Below are 26,388 nucleotides of genomic sequence, written 5' to 3' on the forward strand. Positions count from 1 at the left end.
TGTTATTTATTTGGTTTTATGACATTCAATGGCCCTGTAGGCTGGTCGGTGTCTTGTTCGTCGGACTCAACAAAGCGCCTAAGAGCAGCCAGTTTATTTTCCCAAAAGATTTCAAAGTATTGGAGCCAATCCTTTAATTCATGAAGTGGTTCCGCCTCAAGCTTATACCTTGTTTCCCTGCCGACTTTCCGCTCTTTGACAAGCCCGGCATCGGCTAATACTCTTAAGTGCTTAGAGACAGCCGTGCGGCTTATTGGGAATTGCTCACTAATTGCATTTACTGGCATTTCTTGTTGGCTTAGAAGTTTTAACAGCCTTCGACGGGTTGGATCAGCGATGGCTTGAAAGACATCGTGTTTAGCCGAGGAAGCTGCCATTTATGCTTCAACATATTGCTGCAATTTTTTAACAAGCCCTGCCCAGCCCTGATTCATGTGTTCGCGGATTGGCGTATGCGGTTGACCAAACTCAGTGACTTTATTCGCATCCCAGCCGCCGTGAATAAGCGTTAATTCTGTTTTTCCTTCAAGACCCTTTAATTCAAACGTCAGCGTCCAATCTTTTCCCCAATTGAAAGAAAAGCGATTAGGAGGATCGATTTGGGTTACTTTACATGGTGACATGCCAAATTGTCCGGCATTTAACTGAAACTCGTGTCCTTCTACTGGTTCAAAATCGATTACAGGCATAAACCATGCCGCGATCCCTTCAGAAGTCGCAACTGCGTTCCAAACTTTTTCAATTGGGGCATTGTAAACTTCCGTATATTTAATATCTGGTAATGTTGCATTTGTCATTGAATAGTCCTCCTAAAATTTTGCAGATAATCATGTTAAGAAACCATTTGGTTTCATATTAAGACTATATAACACCTTTTGGTTTCATGTCAAGATTAATTTCCTGTCCCTCCGGCAGGGGCACCATTGCTTCTTCTTCTTTTTTGAATTGCGTTCACTCCCATGACAACTGCAATTAATTCCTCGTTTGAAACCTTTTCACTAGAATTAATTAATTGAAAAGCGGGAGAAGAGAAGAAGCCGCTTACTTTTTCAAAGGTGGCAATTTGGTTTGATTGTTCATCGAAAATTTCATATTGCCGCGAAAACAGCTCAGACTCAATTAAATATACCCCACGTCCGTAAGTGCTATACTCATATTTCTTTGCAAAGAAAGTCAACTTTTGTCTAAGGATCCCTATTTCATCTTCAGTTCCATTATATATTTTCCATTTATTACTAAATAAGGCGAATTTCCCACTGACAACTCTTTTGCCATCTTTATTTAACACATCAATCCCCGAAGAAAATGCGCTCTTTAAATCGAGCTCCCCCACCTTTTCTTTTGAACTATTAAAAATTTCAGTTGTGCCTGCTGAAAAAAAATTATCTTTAAAGTAAAGTGATTGTTCGCTCATGTTCTTCACTCCCCCCAATTTCTATTTATATCTCAATTACGTTTTATTTTGGAAAAAGTTTCGAACATCACTTATTCTATGGATAAAGTTCAACAAAAAAAGCTCGGAGAAACCGAGCTCTTTTTATTGAACAATATTTTTCCCATAAAAAATTTCATCCATTTCCGTCTTCAATCTTTCAGTAATTTCGATTAATTCCTCGGGATGTAATTTTTCCTTCGTGTAGCCAAATAAATAGTTATTTAAGTCAAACTCCCTTAGCTTGCATTTCGTATGGAAAATATGCTCCTGGTACACATTGACATCAATCATATCGAACATTTCGCCAACGTCCTCTGGAATATAGTTCTGGATCGAACTGATTTCATGATCGATAAACAGCTTGTACCCTTCTTTATCTCTTGTAAATCCACGAACACGGTAATCCATAATCATCACATCTGTCTCAAAAGAGCGGATTAAATAATGAAGTGCCTTAAGCGGTGAAATTTCTCCGCATGTCGATACATCTATATCGGCTCTGAAGGTGCTGATGCCTTCATCGGGATGATATTCAGGGTATGTATGAACGGTTATATGGCTTTTATCTAACTGCATCACAACCGACTCTGGTAGTGGTCCAGGGGATTCTTCAAATGATTCGGATGGCTTATTCTCAACAGGACCTTCTGATACCAAGAGGGTAACGCTGGCACCTGCCGGCTCAAAATCCTGACTGGCAATATTTAATACATGGGCACCGATAATATCCGATACATGCTTTAAGATTTTCGTTAACCGGTCGGCACTATATTGTTCATCAATATAATGCAAGTAAGCCTCACGTTCTTCTCTCGTTCTTGTATAACAAATATCATACATATTAAAACTAAGGGATTTTGTCAGGTTATTAAAACCATGTAATTCAATACGCTGCTCATGCGTTAGCTTCATATTATACTTCCCCTTTTTCTTTCAAGTAAATATTTTTAGAATACCCATTGTATTCGCTTGTTATTTGTAAAAATTAAAGTTGTCCATGCACGGAGTCTGCATTATAATTTCAATAGGAATTAGAGGGAGTTGACAAAGTGAACCAAAATGGGAACCAGGATTTCACTGTTGAGTCAGTAGTCAAGCATCTTTATCAACAATTATTAAGCGGCTGGAACAATCGCAATGCGGAGGAAATGACGGAGCATTTTGCGCAAGATGGAGAAATGATTGGTTTCGATGGCAGCCATTATACTGGGCGAGAAGAAGCTGTTGCAAATCTTCAGCCAATCTTTGCCCATCACGCAACTGCCCCATTCGTCGCAAAAGTAAAAAGTGTTCGTTCATTAGGAGAAAATGCAGTGATTCTTCGGGCAATCGCAGGCATGGTACCGGTGGGGCAGTCAAAAATCAACCCTAATGTCAACACCCATCACACATTTATCGCTGCGAATAACAATGGCAAATGGGAAATCGTACTTTTTCAAAACACGCCAGCCCAGTTTCACGGAAGACCAGATTTAGTGGAGGAAATGACTGAGGAGCTGCAGGAATTGGTAAAATAGTTTTTTGAACAAAGTATCAATACTTTAGATACTTTGTTTTTTTGCACTTTACAGAAAAAATGTTACGTACTTTTTCACCTTTTTTCTTTACTTATGCCTGTAACAGCTCTTTTTACGGACATTTTGCTCTTTTGCTACCTCGGTTTTGTCCGTAACACCCCTTCTTACGGACACTTTGCATTTTTGCTCATTCGGGTTTTGTCCGTAACACCCCTTCTTACGGACACTTTGTACTTTTGCTAACTCGGTTTTGTCCGTAACACCTCTTCTTACGGACACTTTGCATTTTTGCTCATTCGAGTTTTGTCCGTAACACCCCTTCTTACGGACACTTTGCATTTTTGCTCATTCGGTTTTGTCCGTAACACCCCTTCTTTACGGACACTTTGCATTTTTGTTCATTCGAGTATTGTCCGTGAACAGACCGTCCCCTTCTGTTTTGTCGCTTATAGCCTTCATAAGGGCACAGACAACTTGTTTCTTAAATGGTTTGTTCACAATAGCAACTTCATTTAAAAAAGCAGCCGAACCCGGCTGCTTTTTTAATCTATTTCACTTGATACTCCCGCAATAACTCAATCTCTTCATCCGTTAACTCACGATATTCGCCGAGCTCCAGGGTCTCATCTAACGCCAATGGCCCCATCGTAATCCGCTGCAGGTAAACGACCTTTTTCCCTACTGCTTCAAACATCCTTTTCACTTGATGAAACTTGCCTTCAGTAATGGTCAACTCAATATCGGAGCGAATTCCGGATTTTAGGATTTTCAACTCCCCAGGTTTTGTTTCATACCCATCGTCAAGCACCACACCTTTTTCAAAGGCCGCCACATCGGCTTCGGTCACTTCTCTGTCAATCACGGCAAAATAGGTTTTCGGCACATGCTTTTTCGGTGAAAGCAGACGATGCGCCAATTGTCCGTCATTTGTAATGAGCAGTAATCCCTCAGTATCCTTGTCCAGTCTGCCTACTGGAAACGGTTCATAAACCTGATCCTCAAGCTCCAATAAATCAATAACCGTTTCAACCATATGATCCTCAGTAGCTGATATAACTCCTTGGGGCTTATTCATCATTAGGTAGATAAATTCTTTGTATTCAATAACCTCACCATTTAAAGTGACTGTTTGTTTATTTGGATCGACATGCTGTTTAGCATCTTTTACGATACAATCATCTATTTTCACTGCTCCGCTTTTTAGAAGCTGCTTAACTTCCTTACGGCTTCCATACCCTAAATTGGCAAGCAGTTTATCAATTCTCATTCCAATTCCTCCTTTTGGAAGGATATACTAAAATCTAAATGCGCAGCTTTTGTTTAATACGATCGACACGGTCGCCAAATAGTTTTGAAATCAGTCCTGACTTCAAACCGAGATAAAAATAGATCGTGCCCCCCACCAAACCTGTAATTAAGATAATGATAAGACCTTGAACCTTTGAGGCCGGTGAAAGGAATAATGTTAAGAGCCGGTAGACAAGATCGGACCCTAACCACATTATGCCCGCAAAAATGACAATCAGTAAGCTTCTCCGGAAAACAAATCGATATTTGTAACCGGAAAAGGTTTTGATTACGATAAAATTGATGGTAATGGCTGCAATATAGCCAAGAGCGGTCGCCAGGACGGCGCCTCTTGTTCCGTACATTTTGATCAACGGAATATTCAAAGAAAGCTTAATTAATAACCCAACAAGCAAAGTTAACACCGTAAACCGCTGCTCATTGATTCCCTGCAAGATCGATGCGGTTACTAAATATAAGGCAAACAAAATCGCAACCGGGGCATACGCTCTCAAAACTTCGATTCCAAGCTGAACATGCGCATAAAAGACGGTATAAACAGGTTCTGCCAATAATGAAAGTCCAATTGCCGCCGGTAAGGTTAAATACAATAAAATCTGAAGAGCCTGATCTAACTGCGCATATAATCCTTTACGATCTTTAGCGATAAAAGATTTCGTAATACTTGGAACAAGCGCCAATGAAAAGCCTGTCGCAAGCGAAACTGGAATAATAACAATTTTATGTGACTCAAAGTTTAAAATCGAAAATGCATTTTTGGCAAAATCGGTGGCGCCCATTGCTCTGTAAAAGGTAAATTGATCAATCGCTTGAAACAGCGGGTTGTTAATCCCTACAAACACGAACGGTGCGGCATAAAGGATGATTTCTTTATAAATTTCTTTTAGGGAAATATTGAGTGTTCCTTTATCATACTCAAGAAGTTCATCCAAATAGGGCTTCCGCTTATACCAATACCAAAATAACATGAACAAGCTGCCCACTGCTCCGACAAAAGCTGCAAAAGTGGCCACGCTAACGGCGGTGACGGTACTGCCATGAAACCAGTGAAGGACAACATATGCGCCGGCAAGTGTAAAGGCAATGCGGACAATTTGTTCGATGACCTGAGAAACGGCAGATGGTCCCATCGATTGATGCCCTTGGAAGAATCCACGAATTAAACTCATAAATGGAACCACAATCAAGGCAAAACTAACTGCCCGTATTACAGTTGTAATATCTTTTATATTCGATCCGAGCTGCTCATTTTTCGAAAACATCATCTCAGAGAAAAGAGGTGCCGAAAAATAGAGAACTAAAAACGAAACCAACCCCGTTGTCATCATGATGACTAAGCCAGATTTGAATAGCTTTCGACCGACGGCATATTCTTCTAGCGCATTATATTTGGAGATGAATTTCGATACGGCAAGCGGTACACCAGCCGTGGCAATACTAAGAAAAATATTATAAGGGACATAGGAATACTGATAAAGAGCTGTCCCTGATGAGCCTACGATTTGATAAAATGGTATGACATAAAATAAGCCAAGAACCTTTGACAAGATAGTCCCAAACGTAAGTATAAACGTTCCTCTTAAAAGCTTTGATGACATAGAATCCCTTCCTACCTGAAGAAAAATCATAAAAAATACAACATGTACTTTTTTTCACACTATTGTAGTTTACAACTCTTTGCTCTATCACGCTACTAACAATCTTGTTAAATTTATAAAAAATCATAGTTGGAATGATTGCTTTCCTGTTACAGTGGAAATGTTTATAATGAGATGTTGTATGTAAATAAGTCAAATTATTTCTTAGTGTAACCGATTCTAATGAATTTAACTGAAGATGGTGGAATAATGGATTATGATGTAATTGTCATTGGGGGCGGCCCGTCAGGCTTAATGGCTGCGATTGCTGCTGGTGAGAAGGGCGCACGTGTCCTGTTAATTGACAAAGGGGACAAGCTGGGCAGGAAATTGGCTATTTCCGGAGGTGGCCGCTGCAATGTGACCAATCGCCTGCCTGTTGAAGAAATTATTAAGCATTTGCCTGGTAACGGTAAATTTTTATACAGCGCCTTTTCGATTTTTAGTAATGAAGATATTATTGCTTTTTTTGAAAATCTCGGAATCGCTTTGAAAGAGGAAGATCACGGTCGGATGTTTCCTGTTTCCAATAAAGCTCAATCCGTTGTTGATGCATTGCTGACTAAGTTAGAAAAACTGAAGGTAAGAATCTTTAAGAATTGCTCGGTGAAGGATCTTATTTATGAAAATGGTCGTGTAGCGTCAGTTTTATTGAAGGATGGTGGAAAAATTGACGCGAAATCCATTGTCATTGCCGTTGGCGGAAAATCTGTACCGCATACAGGCTCCACTGGTGATGGCTATGCATGGGCGGAAAAAGCGGGCCATACCATCACCGATCTTTTTCCAACGGAGGTGCCTGTCACCTCCAATGAACCTTTTATTCAAAATAAGACGCTTCAAGGGCTTTCTTTACGGGATATTAATCTAAGCGTCCTAAATCCAAAAGGGAAATCGATTATTTCGCACCGCATGGATATGATTTTTACCCATTTTGGGATCAGCGGCCCTGCTGTGTTGAGATGCAGTCAGTTTGTTGTGAAAGCCATGAAAAAATGGAATCTCGCAGAAGTGACGATGAGTCTTGATGCTATCCCTGATAGAACAGAAGAAAAAATTTTTCAGGAAATCTCCAAACTAATAAAAACGGAGCCGAAAAAAAGCATCAAAAATCTATTAAAAGGGCTGGTTCCGGAGCGATATCTGCTGTTTCTGCTTGCTCAAAATGACATTGACCCTGGTGCACAGAGCGGGATGATTTCCAATGAAAAGATTCGCAGTTTTTCAAAAAGCTGCAAGCAATTTACGATGAAGGTTAATGGCACACTTCCAATCGAAAAAGCATTTGTGACCGGTGGTGGCGTATCAGTGAAAGAAATCGAGCCGCAAACCATGAAGTCGAAGTTAATGAACGGCCTCTATTTTTGCGGGGAAATTCTTGATATTCACGGCTATACCGGTGGTTATAATATTACTTCTGCCCTGGTTACCGGCAGATTAGCAGGGACAAATGCCTCTTTATCAGCAAAAAACCGGTCCTGACATGTCAGGACCGGTAAATAATCATTGCCGTAAAACAGTAGATTTGATCTTCCTCTTCTTCCTCTGTCATTGCTGCAACATTATATTTTATATCTAATAATTTTCTTTCATCTAAATCTTTTAAAAATCGATTCATGTCCTTCTCCAAATCTTTCTCATGCTCCCGATCAAACAACTTAACCTGTATCAAGCTACTCTCCCTTTCCTTTTTCTATCATCATTTCCTTTTTTCTGAATTTTTAAAATAGAGTTTTTGGAAAATTAAGTTTAAATTAAGGTTTATCTTGTAAACTGCTATTAGTTTGGAAAGAAAGGAGCATTTCAAATTGGAAAAAAATCGATTTATTTCTTGGGGCGTAAGCTTTGGAAGTCTTGCTTTAGTCGCAGGGATGATGTCCTATCTTGGTCTATCAAATGGTAATAAGACAAACAATCCATCTTCGGCAAGCCAAAACATGCCGTTCAATAATCAGCAATCACAAAATGATGCCAATTCCCAAAGCGGTCAATGGCAGGGTGACGCCAATTCCAATTCTAATTCTTTATTCGGTGATGATAATTCCTCCCAATTTGGCAGCGATAATTCCGGGAATTTTGATAATAGTAATGATAGCTTTGGGCAGAATCAAGACCAATTTTCTAATGGTAGCCAATCATCTGGGCATCACCGCAGCTTTGATACTACCACTGGTGGAACCTGATTATGGGGAAAATACTGCTAAAAACTGATTGCTGTGGAGAAAAATAAAGAGGCTGCCCCCAAACATAAGGGTCAGACCTCTTTGAGACATCCTTTTATTTTACATTTCCTGTCCAGTTAAGCATGCCGCCAATCATGTTACGGACTTTATAGCCTTGATCCTGCAGATAATAACAAACATTTTCACTGCGGCGGCTGGAGCGGCAAATAAAGATATATTCTTTATCCTTATCAAAATAATCCAGGTTAGCTGGAATGTCTCCCATACGGATATGCTTTGCTCCGGGAATCATGCCTTCAGCTACTTCTTCATCTTCCCTTACATCAACAAGCTCAAGCTTTTCCCCGTTCTCGAGCTTTTTTTGCAATTCATCAGGTGTGATTATTTGAATTTCTTCCATTCATTCCATCCCCTTTAAAAAAGGAGGCTGCTTGAGCCCCCTCGTTATTTTAATTTGCTACGATATTGACTAGTTTACCCGGAACGGTAATGACCTTGCGAACGGTTTTTCCTTCGATTTGCTCCTTCACACGGTCATCTTCCATGGCGATTCCTTCTAATGCTTCTTTACTTGCATCTGTTGGAACCAATAGCTTCATTTTTACCTTACCATTAACCTGGATGACAATTTCAACTTCTTCATCAACAAGTTTTGCTTCATCATATGCAGGCCATGCTTCATAGGAAATTGTACCACTATGGCCCAACTTTTCCCAAAGCTCCTCTGCAATATGCGGACAAACAGGTGAAAGTAATTTTACAAAGCCTTCCACATAATCTTTAGGAAGAACAGTGGATTTGTATGCTTCGTTGATAAATACCATCATTTGCGAAATAGCGGTATTGAATCGTAAACCTTCATAATCCTCTGTTACCTTCTTCACGGTTTGATGATACGTTTTTTCCAAATTGGCCGCTTCTTCGTTTGGCTGAATTTTTGGATTTAATTCACCATTTTCTTCTATCATTAAGCGCCAAATCCGATCAAGGAAACGACGTGAACCGTCAAGACCATTGGTAGACCAGGCAATCGATGCATCCAGCGGTCCCATAAACATTTCATATAGGCGAAGCGTATCAGCACCATGGCTGTTTACAATATCATCAGGGTTCACTACATTGCCTTTTGATTTACTCATTTTTTCATTGTTTTCGCCTAAAATCATTCCTTGGTTAAATAACTTTTGGAATGGTTCCTTTGTAGGCACAACGCCGATATCGTATAAAAACTTATGCCAGAAACGAGCGTATAAAAGGTGAAGAACTGCATGCTCGGCACCGCCAATATACGTATCCACCGGCAGCCAATGCTTTAATTTTTCCTCAGCCGCAATGGCCTGATCATTCTTTGGATCGATATAGCGTAAATAATACCAGCAGCTGCCGGCCCATTGCGGCATTGTATTCGTTTCACGACGACCCTTTTTACCCGTCTTCGAGTCGACAACATTTACCCAATCCTCAATCACGGCAAGTGGTGATTCTCCAGTACCAGATGGTCTGATTTCTGTCGTTTTCGGTAACATCAATGGAAGCTCATCTTCCGATACAGCTGTCATTGTGCCATCTTCCCAATGAATAATTGGAATCGGTTCACCCCAATAGCGCTGGCGGCTGAATAACCAGTCACGTAAACGGAAGGTAACTTTCTTTGTCCCAATCCCTTTTTCTTCAAGCCAGGCAATCATTTTTTGAATGGCATCCGCTTTATCCAACCCATTTAGGAAATCGGAATTTATATGTTCACCATCACCGGTGTAAGCCTCTTGTTGAATATCACCGCCTGCAACCACCTGCTTAATTGGCAAGGCAAATTGCTGGGCGAATTCATAGTCGCGTTCATCATGTGCAGGAACGGCCATGATGGCACCCGTTCCATAGCTGACTAGGACATAATCGGCAATCCAGATCGGCATCTTCTCGCCATTTGCAGGGTTAATCGCAAATGCCCCGGTAAATACTCCGGATTTTTCTTTCGCAAGATCGGTTCGTTCAAGATCGCTCTTACTTTTCACTTTTTCTAAATAGGCATCAACTGCTGGACGTTGTTCTTCTGTAGTAATCTTGTCGACAAACGAATGTTCAGGAGCAAGCACTGCGTAGGTCGCACCAAACAATGTATCAGGTCGAGTGGTAAATACCGTAAACGTTTCATCATGTCCGGCAATTTGGAAGGTAACTTCGGCCCCTTCAGAACGGCCAATCCAATTTCGTTGCATTTCCTTCAAACTTTCCGGCCAATCAAGCTCCTCAAGATCCTCAAGTAAACGGTCGCCATATGCCGTAATTTTTAACATCCATTGTTTCATCGGGCGACGTTCAACGGGATGACCGCCACGCTCACTCTTGCCGTCGATCACCTCTTCATTTGCCAAAACAGTTCCTAGTGCCGGGCACCAGTTAACGGCTACTTCATCAATATAGGCAAGACCTTTTTCCCAAAGCTTCAAGAAAATCCATTGTGTCCATTTATAATAGTCGGGATCGGTTGTGTTTACTTCCCGGTCCCAATCATAGGAGAATCCTAAGGATTTAATTTGTCTGCGGAAGGTGTTGATATTTTGTTCCGTAAATTCAGCCGGGTCGTTACCAGTGTCTAATGCATATTGTTCAGCCGGTAATCCAAAGGCATCCCAGCCCATTGGGTGAAGGACATTATAGCCCTGCATCCGTTTAGTACGAGAAAGGATATCTGTTGCGGTATAGCCTTCTGGGTGGCCAACATGAAGTCCTGCCCCTGATGGATATGGAAACATATCTAATGCGTAGAATTTTCTTTTTTCAAATTCTTCGCTTGTTTTAAATGTTTTTTCTTCTTCCCATTTCTTTTGCCATTTTTTTTCGATTTGCTGATGATCGAAACTCATAAGTACTGCCTCCTTCTAAAAATAAAAAAATCCCCTCATCCCAAATAGGGACGAGAGGATTGTATGTATCTTCCCGCGGTACCACCCACATTAGTGTCAAAAACACTCGCTTCATTATCCTTAACGCGGAAAACGGCAAACATTACTGCAAATTTCATGTCTGCAACTCCTAGGCGAGTTCATGATGTACTCGGTTGACTCCCACCAGCCGTCAACTCTCTATTTGCGAGTATGAACCATTACTAATCCTAATCAATGTTTTTAATTATAAAGATATAGGGTTATTGTATTAAATTTTCCTGCGATTTGCAAGAAAACAAAAGCCTAAAAACAGTATCGGCCGAAGGAAATAATTTTAAACATATAAAAAAACCGGTTCGTTTATAATGAACCGGTTGTTGCATTCGCGCCAATTTGTTTTTTTGATTTGAGGACCCGGTCGTACATAAAAGTTGTAATAATCGAAATGATGAATAGACCAATTAATACAATAAACAAAGTGGACATACTATACATATCGACAATCATACCGCCAAGCAAGGGACCGATCATCCTTCCTCCAGTCGCAGTGCTGTTGACAATTCCTTGATAAAACCCTTCTCGTCCCTTAGGGGCCAATGAAAAGGCAACTGTCGGTACTGCCGGCCAAATAAACATCTCGCCAATTGTTAAAACGATCATCCCAATTAGAAACCCTGTAAAAGCTTTGGAATTCCCTACTACCAAAAATGAGAGGATAAAGATGACAATGCCAATGATCATTTGTGCTTTTAAATTGGAATTAAATCGCTTTAATACCATATTTAATAATGGCTGTCCAAGGACGATTAGTGCACCGTTAATAGTCCATAAAAAGCTATATTGCGATAAGGTAATATGAATCTGCTGTGTGTATGATGCGATGGTGGTGGTCCATTGAACATACGCCACCCAGCATAACAAATAGCCTGAACAAAGGATTAACAGGGCTTTTACATTTCTTTTGTTATTTACAATGGTTTCTTGTTGTTTTTTCGTATGATTTGCAGAACTCACTGTAATCCCCTTATAGCCAAAAACGGCAATCAGTAAAAAGATCACATACATTAGGGTGTTAGCAAGAAAGATTAATTGGAAGGAGTAATCCGCGACAATGCCTCCTAGTGCAGCACCTATGGCAACGCCGACATTTTGAGCAACGTACATGGCATTAAAGGCCTTCCGTCCTCCTTCGGTCCAAACAGAGCCTGCCATAGCATACATCGATGGGAAAATAACTCCAGTTCCTAGTCCAATAATGGTTAAAAAGAAAATATATTCGGGCCAGCCATGCCAAATCGAGAGTCCGCTCACGGCGAGCAAGGAAATAGCGATTCCAAGTAAAATGGATTTATAGCCACCGAATTTATCGAATAAACTTCCCCCGAACAAATTGCCAATGACACTTGCCCCAGAGTTGAATAGGAGCACCAGTCCCGCCATAGATAAACTTTTTCCAAGATGATTATGAATATAGATTGTATTTAGCGGCCATAAAAAAGAAGAGCCAGTTGAATTCACTGCCATTCCAATAATTAAGAGCCATAAGGCACGAGGCATGATATCGCTCCTTTATATAGTAACTATTTCGATTCCCTAGGTAATTTTAGCCTGTTTTCGATTGGGGTGCAATACTTTTTCTAAAGGACATACAAAAACCCCCAACAGCATGTTGAGGGCTTATTTGATCACGATGATTGATCTTGTTCCTGATGCATTTTCGATTTGACCGGCTGGCCGCCAGATTGTTCGTATTTCTTTTTTGATTGCTTGACTAAATCTACATCCTGGCCAAGCTCTATATCGTTACTATTGATTCCATTTCGTGTCTTTTGCTCGGGATTTTGCTGTTTTGATCGTTTTTTCACTAAGTTTGTCCTCCTCTTAATACCCCTGTAGGATCATCGTATTTTGGATCTGCTGCAGCTGCAATCTCATTCTGTGAAGCTGCTCCCGCTGCTGCGAATTTGCAAATTGCGCCATCTTGCAAATATCCTGATACGTGTCTTCAAGAGATTGTAAAGCCTGCGTGTAATCATCATTATTATAGTGCTCTTGAAGGCTGCTTTCTTTGTATTGGTTCTGGGCATATCGAATAGCATCCTCACACTGCTGAATTAAATTTTCCATTGACTCACGAGTAGCCATCTTAAAACCCCTTTCATACCTGCTATTTCTTGAAGCACACTGCTTCATTTATTATTTTGTTCCCCAATCCTTTTCCTAAACAAAAGGAACCGAGATATTTGCTGCCAATTTGTTCAATTGGATTAGCCTCTGGCTTCATGTTAAAATTGAATTTATGTGATTAAAACTTTTTAATAAAAGGAGGCATCTGATATGCTTCAGACCAAGCCTTTTCGATATGCAACAGATGATAAACGATACCACACATGGAATTACCACCTTCGAGAGCAATTCGGTCATAAGGTTTTTAAAATAGCCTTAGACGGTGGATTTGATTGTCCAAACCGCGATGGTACGGTTGCACACGGCGGTTGTACCTTTTGCAGCGCATCAGGTTCAGGTGATTTCGCTGGTAACCGAGTCGACTCACTTGAAAAGCAATTTCAAGATATAAAGGATAAAATGCATACAAAATGGAAGGACGGCAAATATTTGGCTTACTTCCAAGCCTTTACGAATACGCATGCGCCAGTAGAGGTTCTTCGGGAAAAATATGAAACAGTCCTCAAGCAGGAAGGTGTGGTTGGGCTATCGATTGCCACTCGTCCAGATTGCCTGCCGGATGATGTTGTGGAATACTTGGCCGAGTTAAATAAAAGAACCTACCTGTGGGTGGAGCTTGGTCTTCAGACGGTCCATGAACGAACTGCATTGCTTATAAACCGTGCGCACGATTACCAATGCTATAAAGAAGGCGTTGAAAAACTGCGTAAGCATGGAATTCGCATTTGCTCTCATATCATTAACGGTTTGCCGCTTGAAACAAATGAAATGATGATGGAAACGGCTCGTGAAGTTGCAAAATTAGACGTTCAGGGAATTAAAATTCATTTACTTCACCTTTTGAAAGGCACACCAATGGTCAAGCAATATGAAAAGGGCATGCTTGAATTTCTTTCTCAAGAAAGCTATGTAAAGTTAGTATGTGATCAATTAGAAATTTTACCACCGGAAATGATTGTCCATCGAATCACCGGCGATGGTCCTATTGACCTGATGGTAGGACCAATGTGGAGTGTTAACAAATGGGAAGTTTTAAATGCCATTGATGCAGAGCTAAAAGCACGAAACAGCTGGCAGGGTAAATTTTATCAACAGGGGAATGCCTAATGCACTTGGATCGAATTCTCCCTTATGCAAAAACTTTACTTGAAAAATCCGTTAAAAGTGGTGACATCGTCGTTGATGCTACATTAGGAAACGGGCATGATACCGTATTTTTAGCAAAATTAGCGGGTGAATCGGGCAGAGTATACGGCTTTGATGTTCAAGAAGAAGCCATTGCAGCAAGCTCAGAACGACTCATTAAAGAGGGCTTATTAGAGAGGGTTGTTTTGGTGCATCAAGGGCATGAAACTCTTGCGGACCATATTCCTGCCACAGATCATGGGAAGATAACCGGTGCCATTTTTAACCTCGGATACTTACCGGGAAGCGATAAAACGATCATAACGAAACCTGATACAACGATTGCCGCAATCGAACAGCTTTTGAAGATCATGGCACCGGAAGGAATCATCGTACTCGTTATTTATCATGGTCATGAGGGAGGATCTCTGGAACGAGATACCCTGCTGAATTACTGTCGAAAAATAGATCAAAAAACCGCGCATGTTCTGCAGTACCAATTTATCAATCAACAAAACAATCCGCCTTTTATTGTAGCGATTGAAAAAAGATAAAGGCTGTCACAAACAAAGGGTCAGACCCCACAACGTCAATATATAGGCTGAACTTATCTTAAAAGCGCTATATTTGAGTGTTGAACAAGAGGGTCTGACCCTTTTATTTTACAATTAACCGAGTTACAAACGTTGGCATCCAGCGCTGCAAGGAACGGTAAGCAAGGCCATTTAAATAGAAAAAATAACTTATGCTGCCGCCAGCCTTTATGATTTCCTTTGCCAGCTTGCGAACGCTCTTTTGTTTACGGACTTTTCCGTCTGACAAATAAATCCCTAACAGCCCGCGGTTAATCAGTTGGTGGAATTTTTTATGTGGGAGATATTCCGTATGGCGGTCGGCTTCCACTACAAAATGTTTTAATCGGCTAAACAGCTTTTCCTGATTTTCGTAATAAAAGCAAAAATTTAAATCTCCACCGGCAAGGTCTTCCTCCTGATCAATAAAATAATCCAATAAAATATGTAATCCTTGAATATACGGGAAATATCCCTTCCGAATATTCTCAGCATCTTGGGCCTTAAAATCATCACGCAATGCATAAGAAATAAGGCAAAAAATCCCTAGTGTTGACCCGGAGCATGCCGAAAATTCATACCATTCCATTTCGGGCAATTTACTTTGATAATGCTTGAACCATTCTTCCAAACGCGGCACTCTTTCTTCAAAAATAACATGTTTATGAATTTGCAAATCGCAATAATAACGGCAGAGTTCCATGAGATGATTTTCAATGAACGTAAAATGTGTTATTTCCTTTAAAACGGTGCGGCATGTATTCGATAAATCATTCAAGTAATTTCCATCATCTTGGTCATCCCGGAGCCGATAATAGTTTTTCTCTACGGCATCCGGCGTCAGTGCATCAGACATCGATTCGTGGAGTGCGGCAAAATCATTCGGGTCAAGGGAGGTGCTTCGGTCACAAAGATTATCTAAATAATCACTTATGGTTTGATAGGCGACGATAAACTTAACAGCTGTTTTATAATGCTCCTTTGCCATTAGCGCAAGTATCGCTCCGCCTTCACAGTGAAACGTTTTATGTTCAATGCTGGCAAGCGCCTGTCTTCTTAGCTCAGGATTTGGGATTTTTTCGGCACGAGATTTCCAAACCTTTAGCTCTTGATGCACAGCTGGAATGATTTTACGGTAAACCCTTGACATTAAGCTAATTGGCATCATTGAAAATGGCATCCATCCCGCCCCCTTTATACAATATAGCCAATTGATTTTAATTGACCGAGGACAAAGTCCTTGGCATACTCAAATATTTCCTCACGCTCAGGCTCATTAAAAATTTCATGATAACATTTTTGCCATTCTTTAAATCGTTTTTCCGATAATGGAGCATGGTTAAACCAATTTTTTACGGTAATTTTATTAACGATCTTATCATCCCCGCCTTGCATGACGAGCATGGGGACATCTTGAATTTTATCCATGTTTTGAAACGCCAGCTTTATGGCCGATAATAGTTCTCGATACCATCTAACTGATACCTTTGTGATATAGAGCGTATCATTCACATCTGCTTCACGAACATCTAAATTCCTCGTCGCCATATCTACCGTCAAACCGGAATTCATCCGAAAAGTAGGAAAGACAATGTTCAATCCATGGGAAAGTAAATCTAAAAATTTAGATGGTGTTTGAACCAAGCCCAAACATGGGGAGGAAAGGATTACCCCTGCTACATTCATTCTCTCCTCCTGAAGCAGACGGATAGAAATTAATCCTCCCATACTGTGTCCGAGTAAAAAAACCGGTAAATTATAGCGATATGCAGCTTGAATCCAGTCCTTTACCTCATATATGTACTCATCAAAGGAATCAATATGGCCTCTAAGGGATCTTGTGGTCATTCCTTGTCCAGGGAGGTCTGCCATGATGACATGAAAGCCTGATAACCGCCACATTTCAATTAGCCAGCCATAGCGGCGATGATGCTCCATAGCCCCATGAACCATCACAATAACAGCTTTCGCGTCCCCTTCCGCTTCCCATTTCCACATTTTCTTTCCTCCTAAAACCGAATAATTATTATTTATATTACCATAAATAAAGCAAAGGTCACGCATCAAAAGACTCTAGAAATCAAATGCAAATTACTTTTACTCTATAGAACAATTTCGCTACAATAAACTCATCATGTTAAAAGGAGCGAATTTTTATGATCTATCCCTATAAAGATAAAGATCCCGTGATCGCTGATTCTGCCTTTATTGCTGATTTTGTAACCATAACAGGCGATGTTACCATCGGGGAAGAATCAAGCGTCTGGTTTAATTCCGTGGTCCGCGGCGATGTTGCCCCGACGATCATTGGGAACAAAGTCAATATTCAGGACAATTCTGTTCTTCATCAAAGCCCTAATAATCCGCTTATATTAGAAGATGAAGTAACTGTAGGACATCAAGTGATTCTCCATAGTTGTATCATTAGGAAAAAGGCATTAATCGGCATGGGCTCCATCATCCTTGATAATGCCGAGATTGGCGAAGGGGCATTTATTGGAGCCGGAAGTCTTGTCCCTCAAGGAAAAAAGATTCCACCAAATACATTGGCATTTGGAAGACCTGCCAAAGTTATAAGGGAACTAACACCTGAAGATATAAAGGACATGGAAAGAATCTCAAGGGAATATGCAGAAAAAGCACAATTTTATAAATCACTGCAAAAAAATGAATAAAAACTAAGGGAGATTGTGTTTCCCTTAGTTTTTCGTGGTTAGAGGAATACCTGCAAATTGACGCTGAAAGGCATACTTTTCTTCGACAAAAACTTGATGCCATATAATGAACATAAGCCCTGTCCAAATTTTCCGGCTGTAATCGGCCTTTCCTCGGCAATGGTCCTCCAGGAGATTTAATAAATATTTTTTATTGATTAAATAATCCGTATTGCTTTCACGGATTATTTTTTTTGCCCAGTCATTCATTTCCTCCTTCAGCCAATGACGGATGGGGACAGGGAACCCGAGTTTTTTTCTGTTAAGGACATGATCTGGAACAATCCCTTCTACCGCTTTCCTAAGGATATACTTTGTCGTTCCATTCGCTGTTTTGAGACTTGCAGGGATTCTTGAAGCCGTCTCAAACACCGACTTGTCGAGAAAGGGAACCCGTAATTCAAGTGAATGAGCCATTGTCATTCGGTCGGCTTTAAGGAGAATATCACCTCGCAGCCAAGTGTGGATATCAATATATTGCATCCGATTCACAGGGTCATACTCTCGAGATTCCTCATAAAAGGGTTTTGTGATGTCAGTATATTTCAGACCTTCCTGATAAACAGTGAGTAATCCCTGTTTTTCTTCTTCTGAAAACATTTTCGCATTTCCAATATACCGCTTCTCCATTGGGGTCACGCCGCGCATAATAAAGTTTTTTCCTTTTACACCATCTGGCAGCATTCCTGCCGTCCAATACAGAAATTGTTTTACAGCACCGGGCACCTTATTAAATACTTCCAACGATTGCGGTTCCCGATAAATATTGTAGCCGCCAAACAGTTCATCCGCTCCTTCACCTGAGAGAACAACCGTCACGTGTTTCCTCGCCTCTCGAGCAACAAAATACAGTGGAACACAGGCCGGGTCTGCTAAGGGATCATCCATATGCCAGATGATTTTCGGGAGCTCCTTCATGTATTCTTCCGGGGTGATACAATAGCTGATATTTTCTACCCCAAGCTTTTCAGCCGTTTCCTTCGCCACATCAATTTCACTGTATCCATTCCGGTCAAACCCTACCGAAAATGTTTTTATGGATGGATGAAACTCTTTCGCGATTGAAACAATGATTGAAGAATCAATACCGCCTGAAAGAAAGGAGCCAACAGGTACGTCACTGCGCATATGGATTTTCACTGAATCCATTAAGACCCTTTTAATCTCACTCACAAAATCTGATTCGGATCCTTTTACGGGTGCAAATCGGGCTTTCCAATATTGCTTGATTTTCATAGGAGAACCAATTTTTTTTGTAAAATAGTGCCCGGGCTCAAGTTTATTGATTCCGGCGGATAAGGTATTGGGCTCCGGCACAAATTGATAGGTAAAATAGTGCTGCAAGGCCTGGAAATTTAGCACATCATTTTGAAGTGCTAGCAGGATGCTTTTTTTCTCCGAGGCAAAAAAGGTTCTGTCATCATCTTCAAAATAAAAAAATGGTTTTATGCCGAAGGGATCTCTTGCCCCAAAAAGGTGTTGCTCCTGTTTATCCCAAATGACAAACGAGAACATCCCGCGGAGCTTTTCAACGGCCCTCTCTTTAAAATGGCTGTAAAGAGCTACGATCACTTCCGTATCAGAATGGGTTGCAAACTGCAGTCCTTCTTTTAAAAGCTCTTCTCGCAATTCCACATAGTTATATACCTCACCATTAAAAATAATCCAATATCGCTCATTTTCATAGGTAAGCGGCTGATGTCCGGACTCAATATCAATAATACTTAAGCGGCGAAACCCGAATTGAATATGCTCGTCATAATAAAATCCATCATCATCCGGGCCACGATGGGTAATGATATCGTTCATATTTTTAAATAGATGTTTTTGATTTTCCCGGTAGCTTTGCGTTTGTTCATGAACGCAGCCAATAAAACCACACATGATTACCCAACACTCCCAATCTGGAATTCCAATATAATTAAGATATTATCCAGTTTTCACCTGTTTTAGAATCCTTAGTCAAATAAAAAGGGAGCTGCATGAAAAAATGCAACTCCCTGCTATATTATCGATTAGAAGCTTGTTCACGTAACTTGTCTGCTTTATCTGTACGCTCCCAAGGAAGGTCAACATCAATACGGCCAAAATGACCATATGCAGCCGTTTGTTTGTAAATTGGGCGGCGAAGGTTCAGCATATTGATGATACCCGCTGGACGCAGGTCAAAGTTTTCACTTACTAAATCCACCAATACCTCTTCACTTACTTTCCCTGTACCAAATGTATCAACCGAAATGGAAACCGGTCTAGCGACACCGATTGCATAAGCCAGCTGTACTTCACACTTTTCTGCAAGTCCGGCTGCAACAATATTTTTTGCAACGTAGCGGGCTGCATATGCCGCAGAACGGTCAACTTTTGTAGGATCCTTACCAGAGAATGCACCGCCGCCATGACGAGCATATCCGCCATACGTATCAACGATGATCTTACGTCCTGTTAAGCCGGCATCCCCTTGTGGTCCGCCAATAACGAAACGGCCTGTTGGGTTAATGAAATATTTTGTGTTTTCATCGATTAGTTCACTTGGAACTACCGGATTAATAACATATTCCTTTAGATTGCGTTGAATTTGCTCCAAGGCAATTTCAGGATGGTGCTGAGTAGAGATTACGATGGTGTCAATCCGTACAGGTTTATCATTTTCATCATACTCAACCGTTACTTGGGTTTTACCATCTGGACGCAGATAAGGAAGAATCTCTTCTTTACGAACCTCTGTTAAACGACGGGCAAGCTTATGTGCAAGAGAAATTGGAAGAGGCATAAGCTCTTTTGTTTCATTACAAGCAAAACCAAACATTAGACCTTGGTCCCCTGCACCAATTGCTTCAATTTGTTCATCAGACATTTGACCTTCACGAGCTTCAAGTGCCTGATCAACACCCATCGCAATGTCAGCTGATTGTTCGTCAATAGAGGTTAATACAGCACAAGTCTCAGAATCAAAGCCGTATTTAGCACGATTGTATCCGATCTCTTTTATCGTTTCACGGACAATTTTTGGAATATCCACATAAGTAGAAGTTGTGATTTCCCCTGCTACAAGGACTAAACCAGTGGTTACGGAAGTTTCTGCCGCAACACGGGCATTCGCATCCTTGGCTAAAATCGCATCTAAAATCGAATCAGAAATTTGGTCACAAATCTTGTCAGGATGACCTTCAGTTACTGATTCAGAAGTAAACAAACGACGTTTTGTTGACATCTGAATTCCTCCTAAAAATGAAATAATATGATACGGAACTCATTCCCTTAGTAGTATGAAGTTAATAGGGGGTTTTTATGAAAAACAATCCCTAGTGTATTTTCACAATGGAAATAAATGATTAGCGAATTAACTGCACAAAATACAAAAAACCTTTCCATTATGAGGAAAGGTTGAAAGCAAAAGATTTGCGCGCCTTTCACTCTTATCGTCCAAGGTCAAGCCTTGCTTCAGGTTTAGCACCTTTGCTCGGAAAATGTGATGGAATAATAAAGCAATTCCGTTGTTGATCATTTTCGTTGTTGCAGGTTGCTGGGTTTCATAGGGCCTGTCCCTCCACCAGCTCGGGATAAGAGAGTATCCGTTCAATTTTCAATCTTACCCCACGCTGTCGAACAATGTCAATAATTTTTTTGAAAAGAATCTTAATTAAAAATTGCCCAATCACTCATACTAAATTCGCATTGTTTCATATAAAAGAAGCATAATCCTATGTAAATTATCATTAATTTTGCCTAATTTTATAATTGTGGTATTGAAGTCAATTATTTTATTAATTAGTATAGACTATTAAAATAAATGTGTTATACTTTTTACCAAGAAGAGATCATTTAAAAAACTTAAAAAAGGAAGGATTCTTAAAATGAATTCAGTTCATATTCCAAACGGGTTAAAACAATTACTGAGTGAAAGCCATGTCCAGACCCAGTTATCCGTACCTCAACTTGTTGAAAAAATTTTACTCCGCAATGAGGGGACCTTATCCTCAACCGGTGCCATCCGGGTTTCCACAGGAAAATATACAGGACGTTCACCAAAAGACAAATTTATTGTTGTTGAGGAATCCACTAAAGATAAAATCGACTGGGGAAACAATCAGTCCATTTCCGAAGAAGCTTTTACAAACCTTTATCATAAAGTTCTAGACTATTTAAAAGATAAAAATGAGATTTTTGTTTTTAAAGGGTTTGCTGGTGCTGATAAAAAGACTCAGCTTCCGATTCAAGTAATAAATGAATATGCCTGGCATAATTTGTTTGTCCATCAATTATTTATTCGTCCGAATGAGGAAGAGATGTTATCCCATGATCCAGGGTTTACGGTTATTTCTGTGCCTGACTTTAAAGCGAACCCAGCTGTTGACGGGACAAACTCCGAAACTTTTATTATCATCTCTTTTGAACAGCGTACTGTTTTAATTGGCGGTACAGAGTATGCAGGAGAAATGAAAAAATCTATTTTCTCTGTCATGAACTATTTGCTTCCTGAAAATAATATTTTATCGATGCATTGTTCAGCCAATGTAGGGCAAGAAGGCGATGTGGCCCTTTTCTTTGGGCTATCCGGAACAGGAAAAACGACTCTATCAGCCGATCCTACCCGCCGTCTCATTGGCGATGATGAACATGGCTGGTCGGCTAACGGTGTCTTTAATATCGAGGGTGGCTGTTACGCGAAATGCATTAACCTAACGAGGGAAAAGGAACCGCAGATTTTTGACGCCATTCGCTTTGGTACAGTATTAGAGAATGTGACCATCAATCCTGAATCAAGGGTCGCTGATTACGATGATGGGACATTAACGGAAAATACAAGAGCAGCATATCCAATCCAAGCGATTGATAATATCATTCTTCCAAGCATTGCCGGTCATCCTAACACGATCGTATTCTTGACTGCAGATGCCTTTGGCGTATTGCCGCCAATCTCTAAACTGACAAAGGAACAAGCCATGTATCACTTCTTAAGCGGCTATACTTCCAAGCTGGCCGGTACAGAACGCGGAGTAACCGCACCGGAAGCAACATTCTCAACATGTTTTGGTGCGCCATTCCTTCCGCTTCGTGCCACTCGGTATGCGGAAATGCTCGGCAAAAAAATACTTGAACATGGAGCAAATGTATTTCTCGTTAATACCGGCTGGACCGGCGGTGAATATGGCGTTGGGAACAGAATGAAGCTGTCCTATACAAGAGCCATGGTGGAAGCTGCACTTGAAGGGGAATTGAATCATGTCGAAACGGTTCAAGACTCTATTTTTGGATTAAATATCCCTCTTCATATTGCGGGTGTTCCTGATGAAGTTCTTCAGCCGCAAAAAACTTGGGAAAATTCACAAGCCTATGAAGTAAAAGCAAAAGAATTAGCGGCAAAATTCCGTGAAAACTTTAAAAAATTCACCACCGTTCCGCAAGAAATCATCGAAAATGGCGGACCGATTGCATAATAGAAACAAAATGGCTGACCCTTTTTGGGTCAGCCTTCTTTTTTAATTTGTCGAATTCAATGAAATTAATTGATAAGTTATAACCGTTGTTCGATTCTGCCATTCCACTTTCTTGATCACAGCTGTTCCGTTTGAATCGCTTTCAATCGTTTTTCGAACATCAATGGGAATATCAATCGGATAAAGTCTGTATCCTTCTTTTTCCAAGAGAAAGAGATTTTCTTCCACTCTTTTTTCCCGGCCCTTCGTAACAATCAACGTATTCACTTCAAGGGGCATACCCATCACAAATCCGCTCCTCTGCTTGGTTCTAATAATATATTATCATTAATTGCCCTGACTTTTCATCCACCTCGATAGGTCTGCTACAATTTTTCGGTTTATCATCGGAGGAAAATAATGTGTGTACGACTCAAAATACCAGGACTCAACAGGTCTATTAAGCATCCTTAACCGCTTTTCAAGCCTAAAACCATGCTCCACCGATACATTTTCATCCTTCACCCCATGAATAATCAAGACGGGAGCTGCCAAATTCTCCAGTTCAAATAATGGTGTCCTCTCATGGTAGCGTTCGGGATATTTTTCAGGTGTGCCTCCGATTACCCTTTTCATCATTCTCCGCAAATCTTTTCGTTCGTAATAGGTTAGTGACATATCACTTACACCACCCCATGTGACAACAGAGGAGGCATCCGGAAACTGAATTCCTGTAAGTAATGCCATCACACCTCCGCGGGAAAAGCCAAAGATGTGAATCTTTTTAACCGAAGTGAGTGATTTTAACAGTAAATAGGCAGAAAATGCGTCTTCTCTATCCTTCCCTGCAAAATCTTCATTTCCTTCCCCGCCTTGATTTCCGCGATAAAAAGGGGCAAATACAGTAAATCCCTCTGCAGCAAATTGAGCAATGCGGGCTGGTCTTACCCTGCCGACATTTTTTATTCCTCCCCTTAAATAAAGAAACCCGTCACAAGTTTCCATATGCTTCGGTGCTGCGAGCATTCCTTTTACCTGTAAGCCATTAGATATGTAAGTGATGATTGTTATTTCCACATTTGGATTTGGAGAAGGGAATCGATATTGATTAACAATTCTTCCGCTTTCCATCTTCAACTATTACATCTCCTTGCAGTTTTTCAATATGTTTCATGCATTCCTCTATGACTTGGTCCTTCATAATAAAGCTGTAATCATCTCCAAACCGATCTTTTAAGAGATCTCCTTTTACAAAAACCGGCCCGTTTGTTTCGAGATAACTATTCGTTCTTTCCATTCTCGTTATCATTCCCCAAAACACAGCTTTCACAAAGGCCTCATTTTGACTGGATACTTTATATTCCCCAATCCTTATGATGTCCCCCAGAATGGCACCGGTTTCTTCATACACTTCTCGTCTTGCCGCCTCTACAAGCGTTTCACCTGCCTCTTGTTTCCCTCCTGGAAATTCAAGCCCGCGTTTTTTATGATTCGTCAGCAGCCAGCCATTCTGATACTGACAAATAACTAGAACATGTTTTGTTTCCTCTTGAAATTGATTTTTTGAAAAAGACAAGCTCACTTTATTCCCATAAAAATCATAAAATTCTTTCATGACAAACCCCTTATAAAAAACAATGTTGCTTTTATTATAATCGATTCATCTGAAAAGAAGAAAAATCCTTATCTATTATCGATAAGGATTTATTTCACTTGTTAAATTAAGGTTACCGAGGTAAAATATTCATACTCTCAATATGTGCTTTTGTTCCCTCATCACCAAGCTTGTGAATGATGCTATAAGCTTGTTGCAAATTGCTATCATAGTCATCATTGTCTTTGTCATGGTGATATTCCTTAAATGGAATATGCGCCCTGATAAATGTCCCTAATTCATTGGAGCAGTTTTGCTCGAAGAGTTCACGAAGCTGAGTAATTTCCTCATCAGTAGCATGAATTTTATAACTCCATGTCGAACTTGTTGCACTTCTCGATATTTCACCTGTACCAACATCTATATAATAGGTTTTCTTTTGATCATCCATCATGTCATCCCCTTATAAATAACTATCTTTCGTTTTCCACAAACAGATAAATTTTATTCTTTTTGAAAAATTAGTTCATTTTTTGGAAATGAATCTGTATAATAGGCATAAAATTAAGGTAATAGTTTTTAATGTACTACAAACTCATTTAGTGTATTTTCATCATTATGAGGTTGAATAAGATTAAAACACTTTTTAAATGGAGGTGGATAAAAATGAAATTAGTTGATGAGCTTTATGAAATGTATCGAAACAAGTTGACAGGTGATGAGGAAGATATCGATATGTTGGCCTTTGCCTTTTTAGAGGAAATGTCTCATGAAGATCTCATTGCCTTAATCCAAGACATGGATAAACAAGAACTTTACGATTTGATGGGCCTCTATTTAATCGAGAGCTTAAAAGGGAAATTTGCCCAGGAAGAATACGGACAGCATCGCACGAATACTTATTATCCAAGAAATATCCATTGATTCTACATACCAGCGAAGGGAAATTGCTTTAGCAGTTTCCTTTTTATTTTTATTAATCATGATAAAATTGAAAGTAAGGGGGGAAAGAAATGTACACGGTCATGGTTGTAGGTATTGTGATTGTCATAATTGTTTTATTGCTTGCAGTTATTACCACTTCTAAAGCCTATGAATACAAGCATACAGTCGATCCTTTAGAAAATAATCCACATATAGAAAAAGAAGATGATAACCAGGAAAAGCAAATGAAATCATAAAAAAGAGGCTCGGGAGCCTCTTTTTTATGCAAACACCTGTTTTAAATCCTCTTTGCTTTGCTCAAGCCAGAAACGCATTAACCGTTTTGCTCCCTCTAAATCATGAAGCTTCGCTTGACCACATTGCTTTTCATTTGCAGCTGGGATATCAGTAATTTCCACTGCGTCTTTCATTGTATCCTCTAAGAGGTCAATAATTTCTTCTACAGTTGGTTCTCCGCTGACAACAAGGTAGTAGCCAGTTTGGCAGCCCATTGGCGAAATATCAATAATATCAAAGTGGTCGTATTTTTCAGAATGCTTGCGAATATTAAAAGCAAGCAAATGTTCAAGCGTATGAATGGAATCAGGCTTCATCGCCTGCTTATTTGGCTGGCAGAAACGGATATCATATTTATTAACAACGCCGTCGCTCCCCACTTTATGGACACCGCAATGTCTTACATATGGGGCTTTAACAGCATTATGATCTAAATCAAAGCTTTCAACTGAAGGCATTAAAATCACTCCTTTACGTATCTTACATTATCATACTATAAATTCCGAGTTTTTTCATCAACTTAGTTTAATTTAAATTATCCAATTTAGACGATATTTTAATTTTATGGTAAGTTGTAAATAATCGTAATG

Annotated in this window: 30 protein-coding genes, 1 riboswitch and 1 other annotated feature; of the genes, 9 read left to right on the top strand and 21 right to left on the bottom strand. The window is 40.1% G+C overall.

The window, feature by feature from the left end; genetic code table 11:
• Positions 1–2: 2 nt before the first annotated feature.
• The 4 genes from ACZ5XR_RS21905 to speD all read right to left on the bottom strand — a co-directional run bounded on the left by ACZ5XR_RS21905 (position 3) and on the right by speD (position 2,347).
• Positions 3–377: an ArsR/SmtB family transcription factor gene (locus ACZ5XR_RS21905; protein WP_464498599.1), complete on the bottom strand. Its 375-nt coding sequence runs from the start codon at positions 375–377 to the stop codon at positions 3–5.
• Positions 378–797 (bottom strand): SRPBCC family protein, encoded by a 420-nt coding sequence (locus ACZ5XR_RS21910; RefSeq protein WP_464498600.1) that lies wholly within the window; start codon positions 795–797, stop codon positions 378–380.
• A 95-nt stretch (positions 798–892) separates the two neighbouring features.
• Positions 893–1,414: an LURP-one-related family protein gene (locus ACZ5XR_RS21915; RefSeq protein WP_464498601.1), complete on the bottom strand. Its 522-nt coding sequence runs from the start codon at positions 1,412–1,414 to the stop codon at positions 893–895.
• A 123-nt stretch (positions 1,415–1,537) separates the two neighbouring features.
• Positions 1,538–2,347, bottom strand: a complete 810-nt coding sequence (speD, locus tag ACZ5XR_RS21920) for an adenosylmethionine decarboxylase (protein WP_464498603.1) — start codon at positions 2,345–2,347, stop codon at positions 1,538–1,540.
• 137 nt (positions 2,348–2,484) lie between these two features.
• On the opposite strand from speD, the gene ACZ5XR_RS21925 reads away from it, so the two are divergent.
• Positions 2,485–2,952, top strand: a complete 468-nt coding sequence (locus ACZ5XR_RS21925; RefSeq protein ID WP_464498604.1) for an SgcJ/EcaC family oxidoreductase — start codon at positions 2,485–2,487, stop codon at positions 2,950–2,952.
• A gap of 547 nt (positions 2,953–3,499) precedes the next feature.
• Here ACZ5XR_RS21925 and ACZ5XR_RS21930 read toward each other — a convergent pair.
• Together ACZ5XR_RS21930 and ACZ5XR_RS21935 are read right to left on the bottom strand one after the other, a co-directional pair.
• A complete protein-coding gene (locus tag ACZ5XR_RS21930) occupies positions 3,500–4,219 on the bottom strand; it encodes a pseudouridine synthase (protein WP_464498606.1) in 720 nt (239 codons plus the stop codon).
• Positions 4,220–4,253: 34 nt separating this feature from the next.
• Positions 4,254–5,858 carry a putative polysaccharide biosynthesis protein gene (locus tag ACZ5XR_RS21935; RefSeq protein ID WP_464498608.1) on the bottom strand — a complete coding sequence of 535 codons (1,605 nt, stop codon included), beginning with the start codon at positions 5,856–5,858 and terminating at the stop codon, positions 4,254–4,256.
• Between the two features lie 249 nt (positions 5,859–6,107).
• Between ACZ5XR_RS21935 and ACZ5XR_RS21940 the strand changes: the two genes are divergently transcribed.
• Positions 6,108–7,379: a BaiN/RdsA family NAD(P)/FAD-dependent oxidoreductase gene (locus ACZ5XR_RS21940; protein WP_464498609.1), complete on the top strand. Its 1,272-nt coding sequence runs from the start codon at positions 6,108–6,110 to the stop codon at positions 7,377–7,379.
• Between the two features lie 4 nt (positions 7,380–7,383).
• Here ACZ5XR_RS21940 and ACZ5XR_RS21945 read toward each other — a convergent pair whose 3' ends face one another.
• A complete protein-coding gene (locus ACZ5XR_RS21945; protein WP_464498610.1) occupies positions 7,384–7,569 on the bottom strand; it encodes a sporulation protein Cse60 in 186 nt (61 codons plus the stop codon).
• Between the two features lie 136 nt (positions 7,570–7,705).
• Between ACZ5XR_RS21945 and ACZ5XR_RS21950 the strand changes: the two genes are divergently transcribed.
• Positions 7,706–8,080 (top strand): hypothetical protein, encoded by a 375-nt coding sequence (locus ACZ5XR_RS21950; protein ID WP_464498611.1) that lies wholly within the window; start codon positions 7,706–7,708, stop codon positions 8,078–8,080.
• A gap of 94 nt (positions 8,081–8,174) precedes the next feature.
• On the opposite strand, the gene ACZ5XR_RS21955 is transcribed toward ACZ5XR_RS21950, so the two are convergent.
• The 5 genes from ACZ5XR_RS21955 to ACZ5XR_RS21975 form a co-directional block, all read right to left on the bottom strand.
• Positions 8,175–8,480, bottom strand: a complete 306-nt coding sequence (locus tag ACZ5XR_RS21955) for a rhodanese-like domain-containing protein (RefSeq protein WP_464498612.1) — start codon at positions 8,478–8,480, stop codon at positions 8,175–8,177.
• 49 nt (positions 8,481–8,529) lie between these two features.
• Positions 8,530–10,947 carry a leucine--tRNA ligase gene (gene leuS, locus ACZ5XR_RS21960; RefSeq protein WP_464498614.1) on the bottom strand — a complete coding sequence of 806 codons (2,418 nt, stop codon included), beginning with the start codon at positions 10,945–10,947 and terminating at the stop codon, positions 8,530–8,532.
• Positions 10,948–10,990: 43 nt separating this feature from the next.
• Positions 10,991–11,212: a binding site (T-box leader), on the bottom strand.
• A gap of 116 nt (positions 11,213–11,328) precedes the next feature.
• Positions 11,329–12,525, bottom strand: a complete 1,197-nt coding sequence (locus ACZ5XR_RS21965) for an MDR family MFS transporter (RefSeq protein ID WP_464498616.1) — start codon at positions 12,523–12,525, stop codon at positions 11,329–11,331.
• 128 nt (positions 12,526–12,653) lie between these two features.
• Positions 12,654–12,833 carry a glycogen biosynthesis protein GlgD gene (locus tag ACZ5XR_RS21970; RefSeq protein WP_464498617.1) on the bottom strand — a complete coding sequence of 60 codons (180 nt, stop codon included), beginning with the start codon at positions 12,831–12,833 and terminating at the stop codon, positions 12,654–12,656.
• A gap of 16 nt (positions 12,834–12,849) precedes the next feature.
• Entirely contained in the window at positions 12,850–13,113 is a 264-nt protein-coding gene (locus ACZ5XR_RS21975) for a YtzC family protein (RefSeq protein ID WP_464498618.1), read from the bottom strand.
• A gap of 192 nt (positions 13,114–13,305) precedes the next feature.
• Here ACZ5XR_RS21975 and mnmL point away from each other — a divergent pair, with 192 nt between their 5' ends.
• On the top strand, positions 13,306–14,262 hold the full coding sequence (mnmL, locus tag ACZ5XR_RS21980; RefSeq protein ID WP_464498619.1) for a tRNA modification radical SAM protein MnmL/YtqA: 957 nt from the start codon (positions 13,306–13,308) through the stop codon (positions 14,260–14,262).
• Positions 14,262–14,834, top strand: a complete 573-nt coding sequence (gene mnmM / locus ACZ5XR_RS21985; RefSeq protein WP_464498621.1) for a tRNA 5-(aminomethyl)-2-thiouridylate-methyltransferase MnmM — start codon at positions 14,262–14,264, stop codon at positions 14,832–14,834. The genes mnmL and mnmM overlap by 1 nt, the downstream gene beginning before the upstream one ends.
• Positions 14,835–14,937: 103 nt before the next feature.
• Here the strand turns inward: mnmM and ACZ5XR_RS21990 are convergent, their stop codons facing one another.
• Positions 14,938–16,032, bottom strand: coding sequence for a tetraprenyl-beta-curcumene synthase family protein (locus ACZ5XR_RS21990; RefSeq protein WP_464498622.1), 1,095 nt, complete (start codon positions 16,030–16,032; stop codon positions 14,938–14,940).
• Between the two features lie 14 nt (positions 16,033–16,046).
• Positions 16,047–16,850: an alpha/beta hydrolase gene (locus ACZ5XR_RS21995; RefSeq protein ID WP_464498624.1), complete on the bottom strand. Its 804-nt coding sequence runs from the start codon at positions 16,848–16,850 to the stop codon at positions 16,047–16,049.
• 158 nt (positions 16,851–17,008) lie between these two features.
• Here ACZ5XR_RS21995 and ACZ5XR_RS22000 point away from each other — a divergent pair, with 158 nt between their 5' ends.
• Positions 17,009–17,527 carry a gamma carbonic anhydrase gene (locus ACZ5XR_RS22000; protein WP_464498625.1) on the top strand — a complete coding sequence of 173 codons (519 nt, stop codon included), beginning with the start codon at positions 17,009–17,011 and terminating at the stop codon, positions 17,525–17,527.
• 24 nt (positions 17,528–17,551) lie between these two features.
• On the opposite strand, the gene asnB is transcribed toward ACZ5XR_RS22000, so the two are convergent.
• Together asnB and metK are read right to left on the bottom strand one after the other, a co-directional pair.
• Positions 17,552–19,450, bottom strand: coding sequence for an asparagine synthase (glutamine-hydrolyzing) (gene asnB, locus ACZ5XR_RS22005; RefSeq protein ID WP_464498626.1), 1,899 nt, complete (start codon positions 19,448–19,450; stop codon positions 17,552–17,554).
• 124 nt (positions 19,451–19,574) lie between these two features.
• Positions 19,575–20,777 (bottom strand): methionine adenosyltransferase, encoded by a 1,203-nt coding sequence (metK, locus tag ACZ5XR_RS22010; RefSeq protein ID WP_464498628.1) that lies wholly within the window; start codon positions 20,775–20,777, stop codon positions 19,575–19,577.
• Positions 20,778–20,979: 202 nt separating this feature from the next.
• Positions 20,980–21,133: riboswitch (SAM riboswitch) on the bottom strand.
• Between the two features lie 287 nt (positions 21,134–21,420).
• On the opposite strand from metK, the gene pckA reads away from it, so the two are divergent.
• Positions 21,421–23,004 (top strand): phosphoenolpyruvate carboxykinase (ATP), encoded by a 1,584-nt coding sequence (pckA, locus tag ACZ5XR_RS22015; protein ID WP_464498630.1) that lies wholly within the window; start codon positions 21,421–21,423, stop codon positions 23,002–23,004.
• A 42-nt stretch (positions 23,005–23,046) separates the two neighbouring features.
• On the opposite strand, the gene ACZ5XR_RS22020 is transcribed toward pckA, so the two are convergent.
• From ACZ5XR_RS22020 to ACZ5XR_RS22035, 4 genes are all read right to left on the bottom strand, one after another.
• Complete coding sequence (locus tag ACZ5XR_RS22020; RefSeq protein ID WP_464502404.1) at positions 23,047–23,289, bottom strand: DUF2584 domain-containing protein; 243 nt, start codon at positions 23,287–23,289, stop codon at positions 23,047–23,049.
• A gap of 42 nt (positions 23,290–23,331) precedes the next feature.
• Positions 23,332–24,114: an alpha/beta hydrolase family protein gene (locus ACZ5XR_RS22025; protein ID WP_464502405.1), complete on the bottom strand. Its 783-nt coding sequence runs from the start codon at positions 24,112–24,114 to the stop codon at positions 23,332–23,334.
• Entirely contained in the window at positions 24,092–24,598 is a 507-nt protein-coding gene (gene ytkD, locus ACZ5XR_RS22030) for an RNA deprotection pyrophosphohydrolase (RefSeq protein WP_464498631.1), read from the bottom strand. The genes ACZ5XR_RS22025 and ytkD overlap by 23 nt, the downstream gene beginning before the upstream one ends.
• Before the next feature lie 112 nt (positions 24,599–24,710).
• Positions 24,711–25,031 (bottom strand): hydrolase, encoded by a 321-nt coding sequence (locus tag ACZ5XR_RS22035; RefSeq protein WP_464498632.1) that lies wholly within the window; start codon positions 25,029–25,031, stop codon positions 24,711–24,713.
• Between the two features lie 212 nt (positions 25,032–25,243).
• On the opposite strand from ACZ5XR_RS22035, the gene ACZ5XR_RS22040 reads away from it, so the two are divergent.
• Positions 25,244–25,501 (top strand): DUF6154 family protein, encoded by a 258-nt coding sequence (locus tag ACZ5XR_RS22040; RefSeq protein ID WP_464498634.1) that lies wholly within the window; start codon positions 25,244–25,246, stop codon positions 25,499–25,501.
• A gap of 89 nt (positions 25,502–25,590) precedes the next feature.
• Positions 25,591–25,758: a YtzI protein gene (gene ytzI, locus ACZ5XR_RS22045; protein WP_464498635.1), complete on the top strand. Its 168-nt coding sequence runs from the start codon at positions 25,591–25,593 to the stop codon at positions 25,756–25,758.
• A gap of 24 nt (positions 25,759–25,782) precedes the next feature.
• Here the strand turns inward: ytzI and ACZ5XR_RS22050 are convergent, their stop codons facing one another.
• Complete coding sequence (locus tag ACZ5XR_RS22050; protein ID WP_464498636.1) at positions 25,783–26,256, bottom strand: S-ribosylhomocysteine lyase; 474 nt, start codon at positions 26,254–26,256, stop codon at positions 25,783–25,785.
• Positions 26,257–26,388: the final 132 nt, after the last annotated feature.

The organism is Neobacillus sp. Fa239 (genome assembly GCF_055395235.1).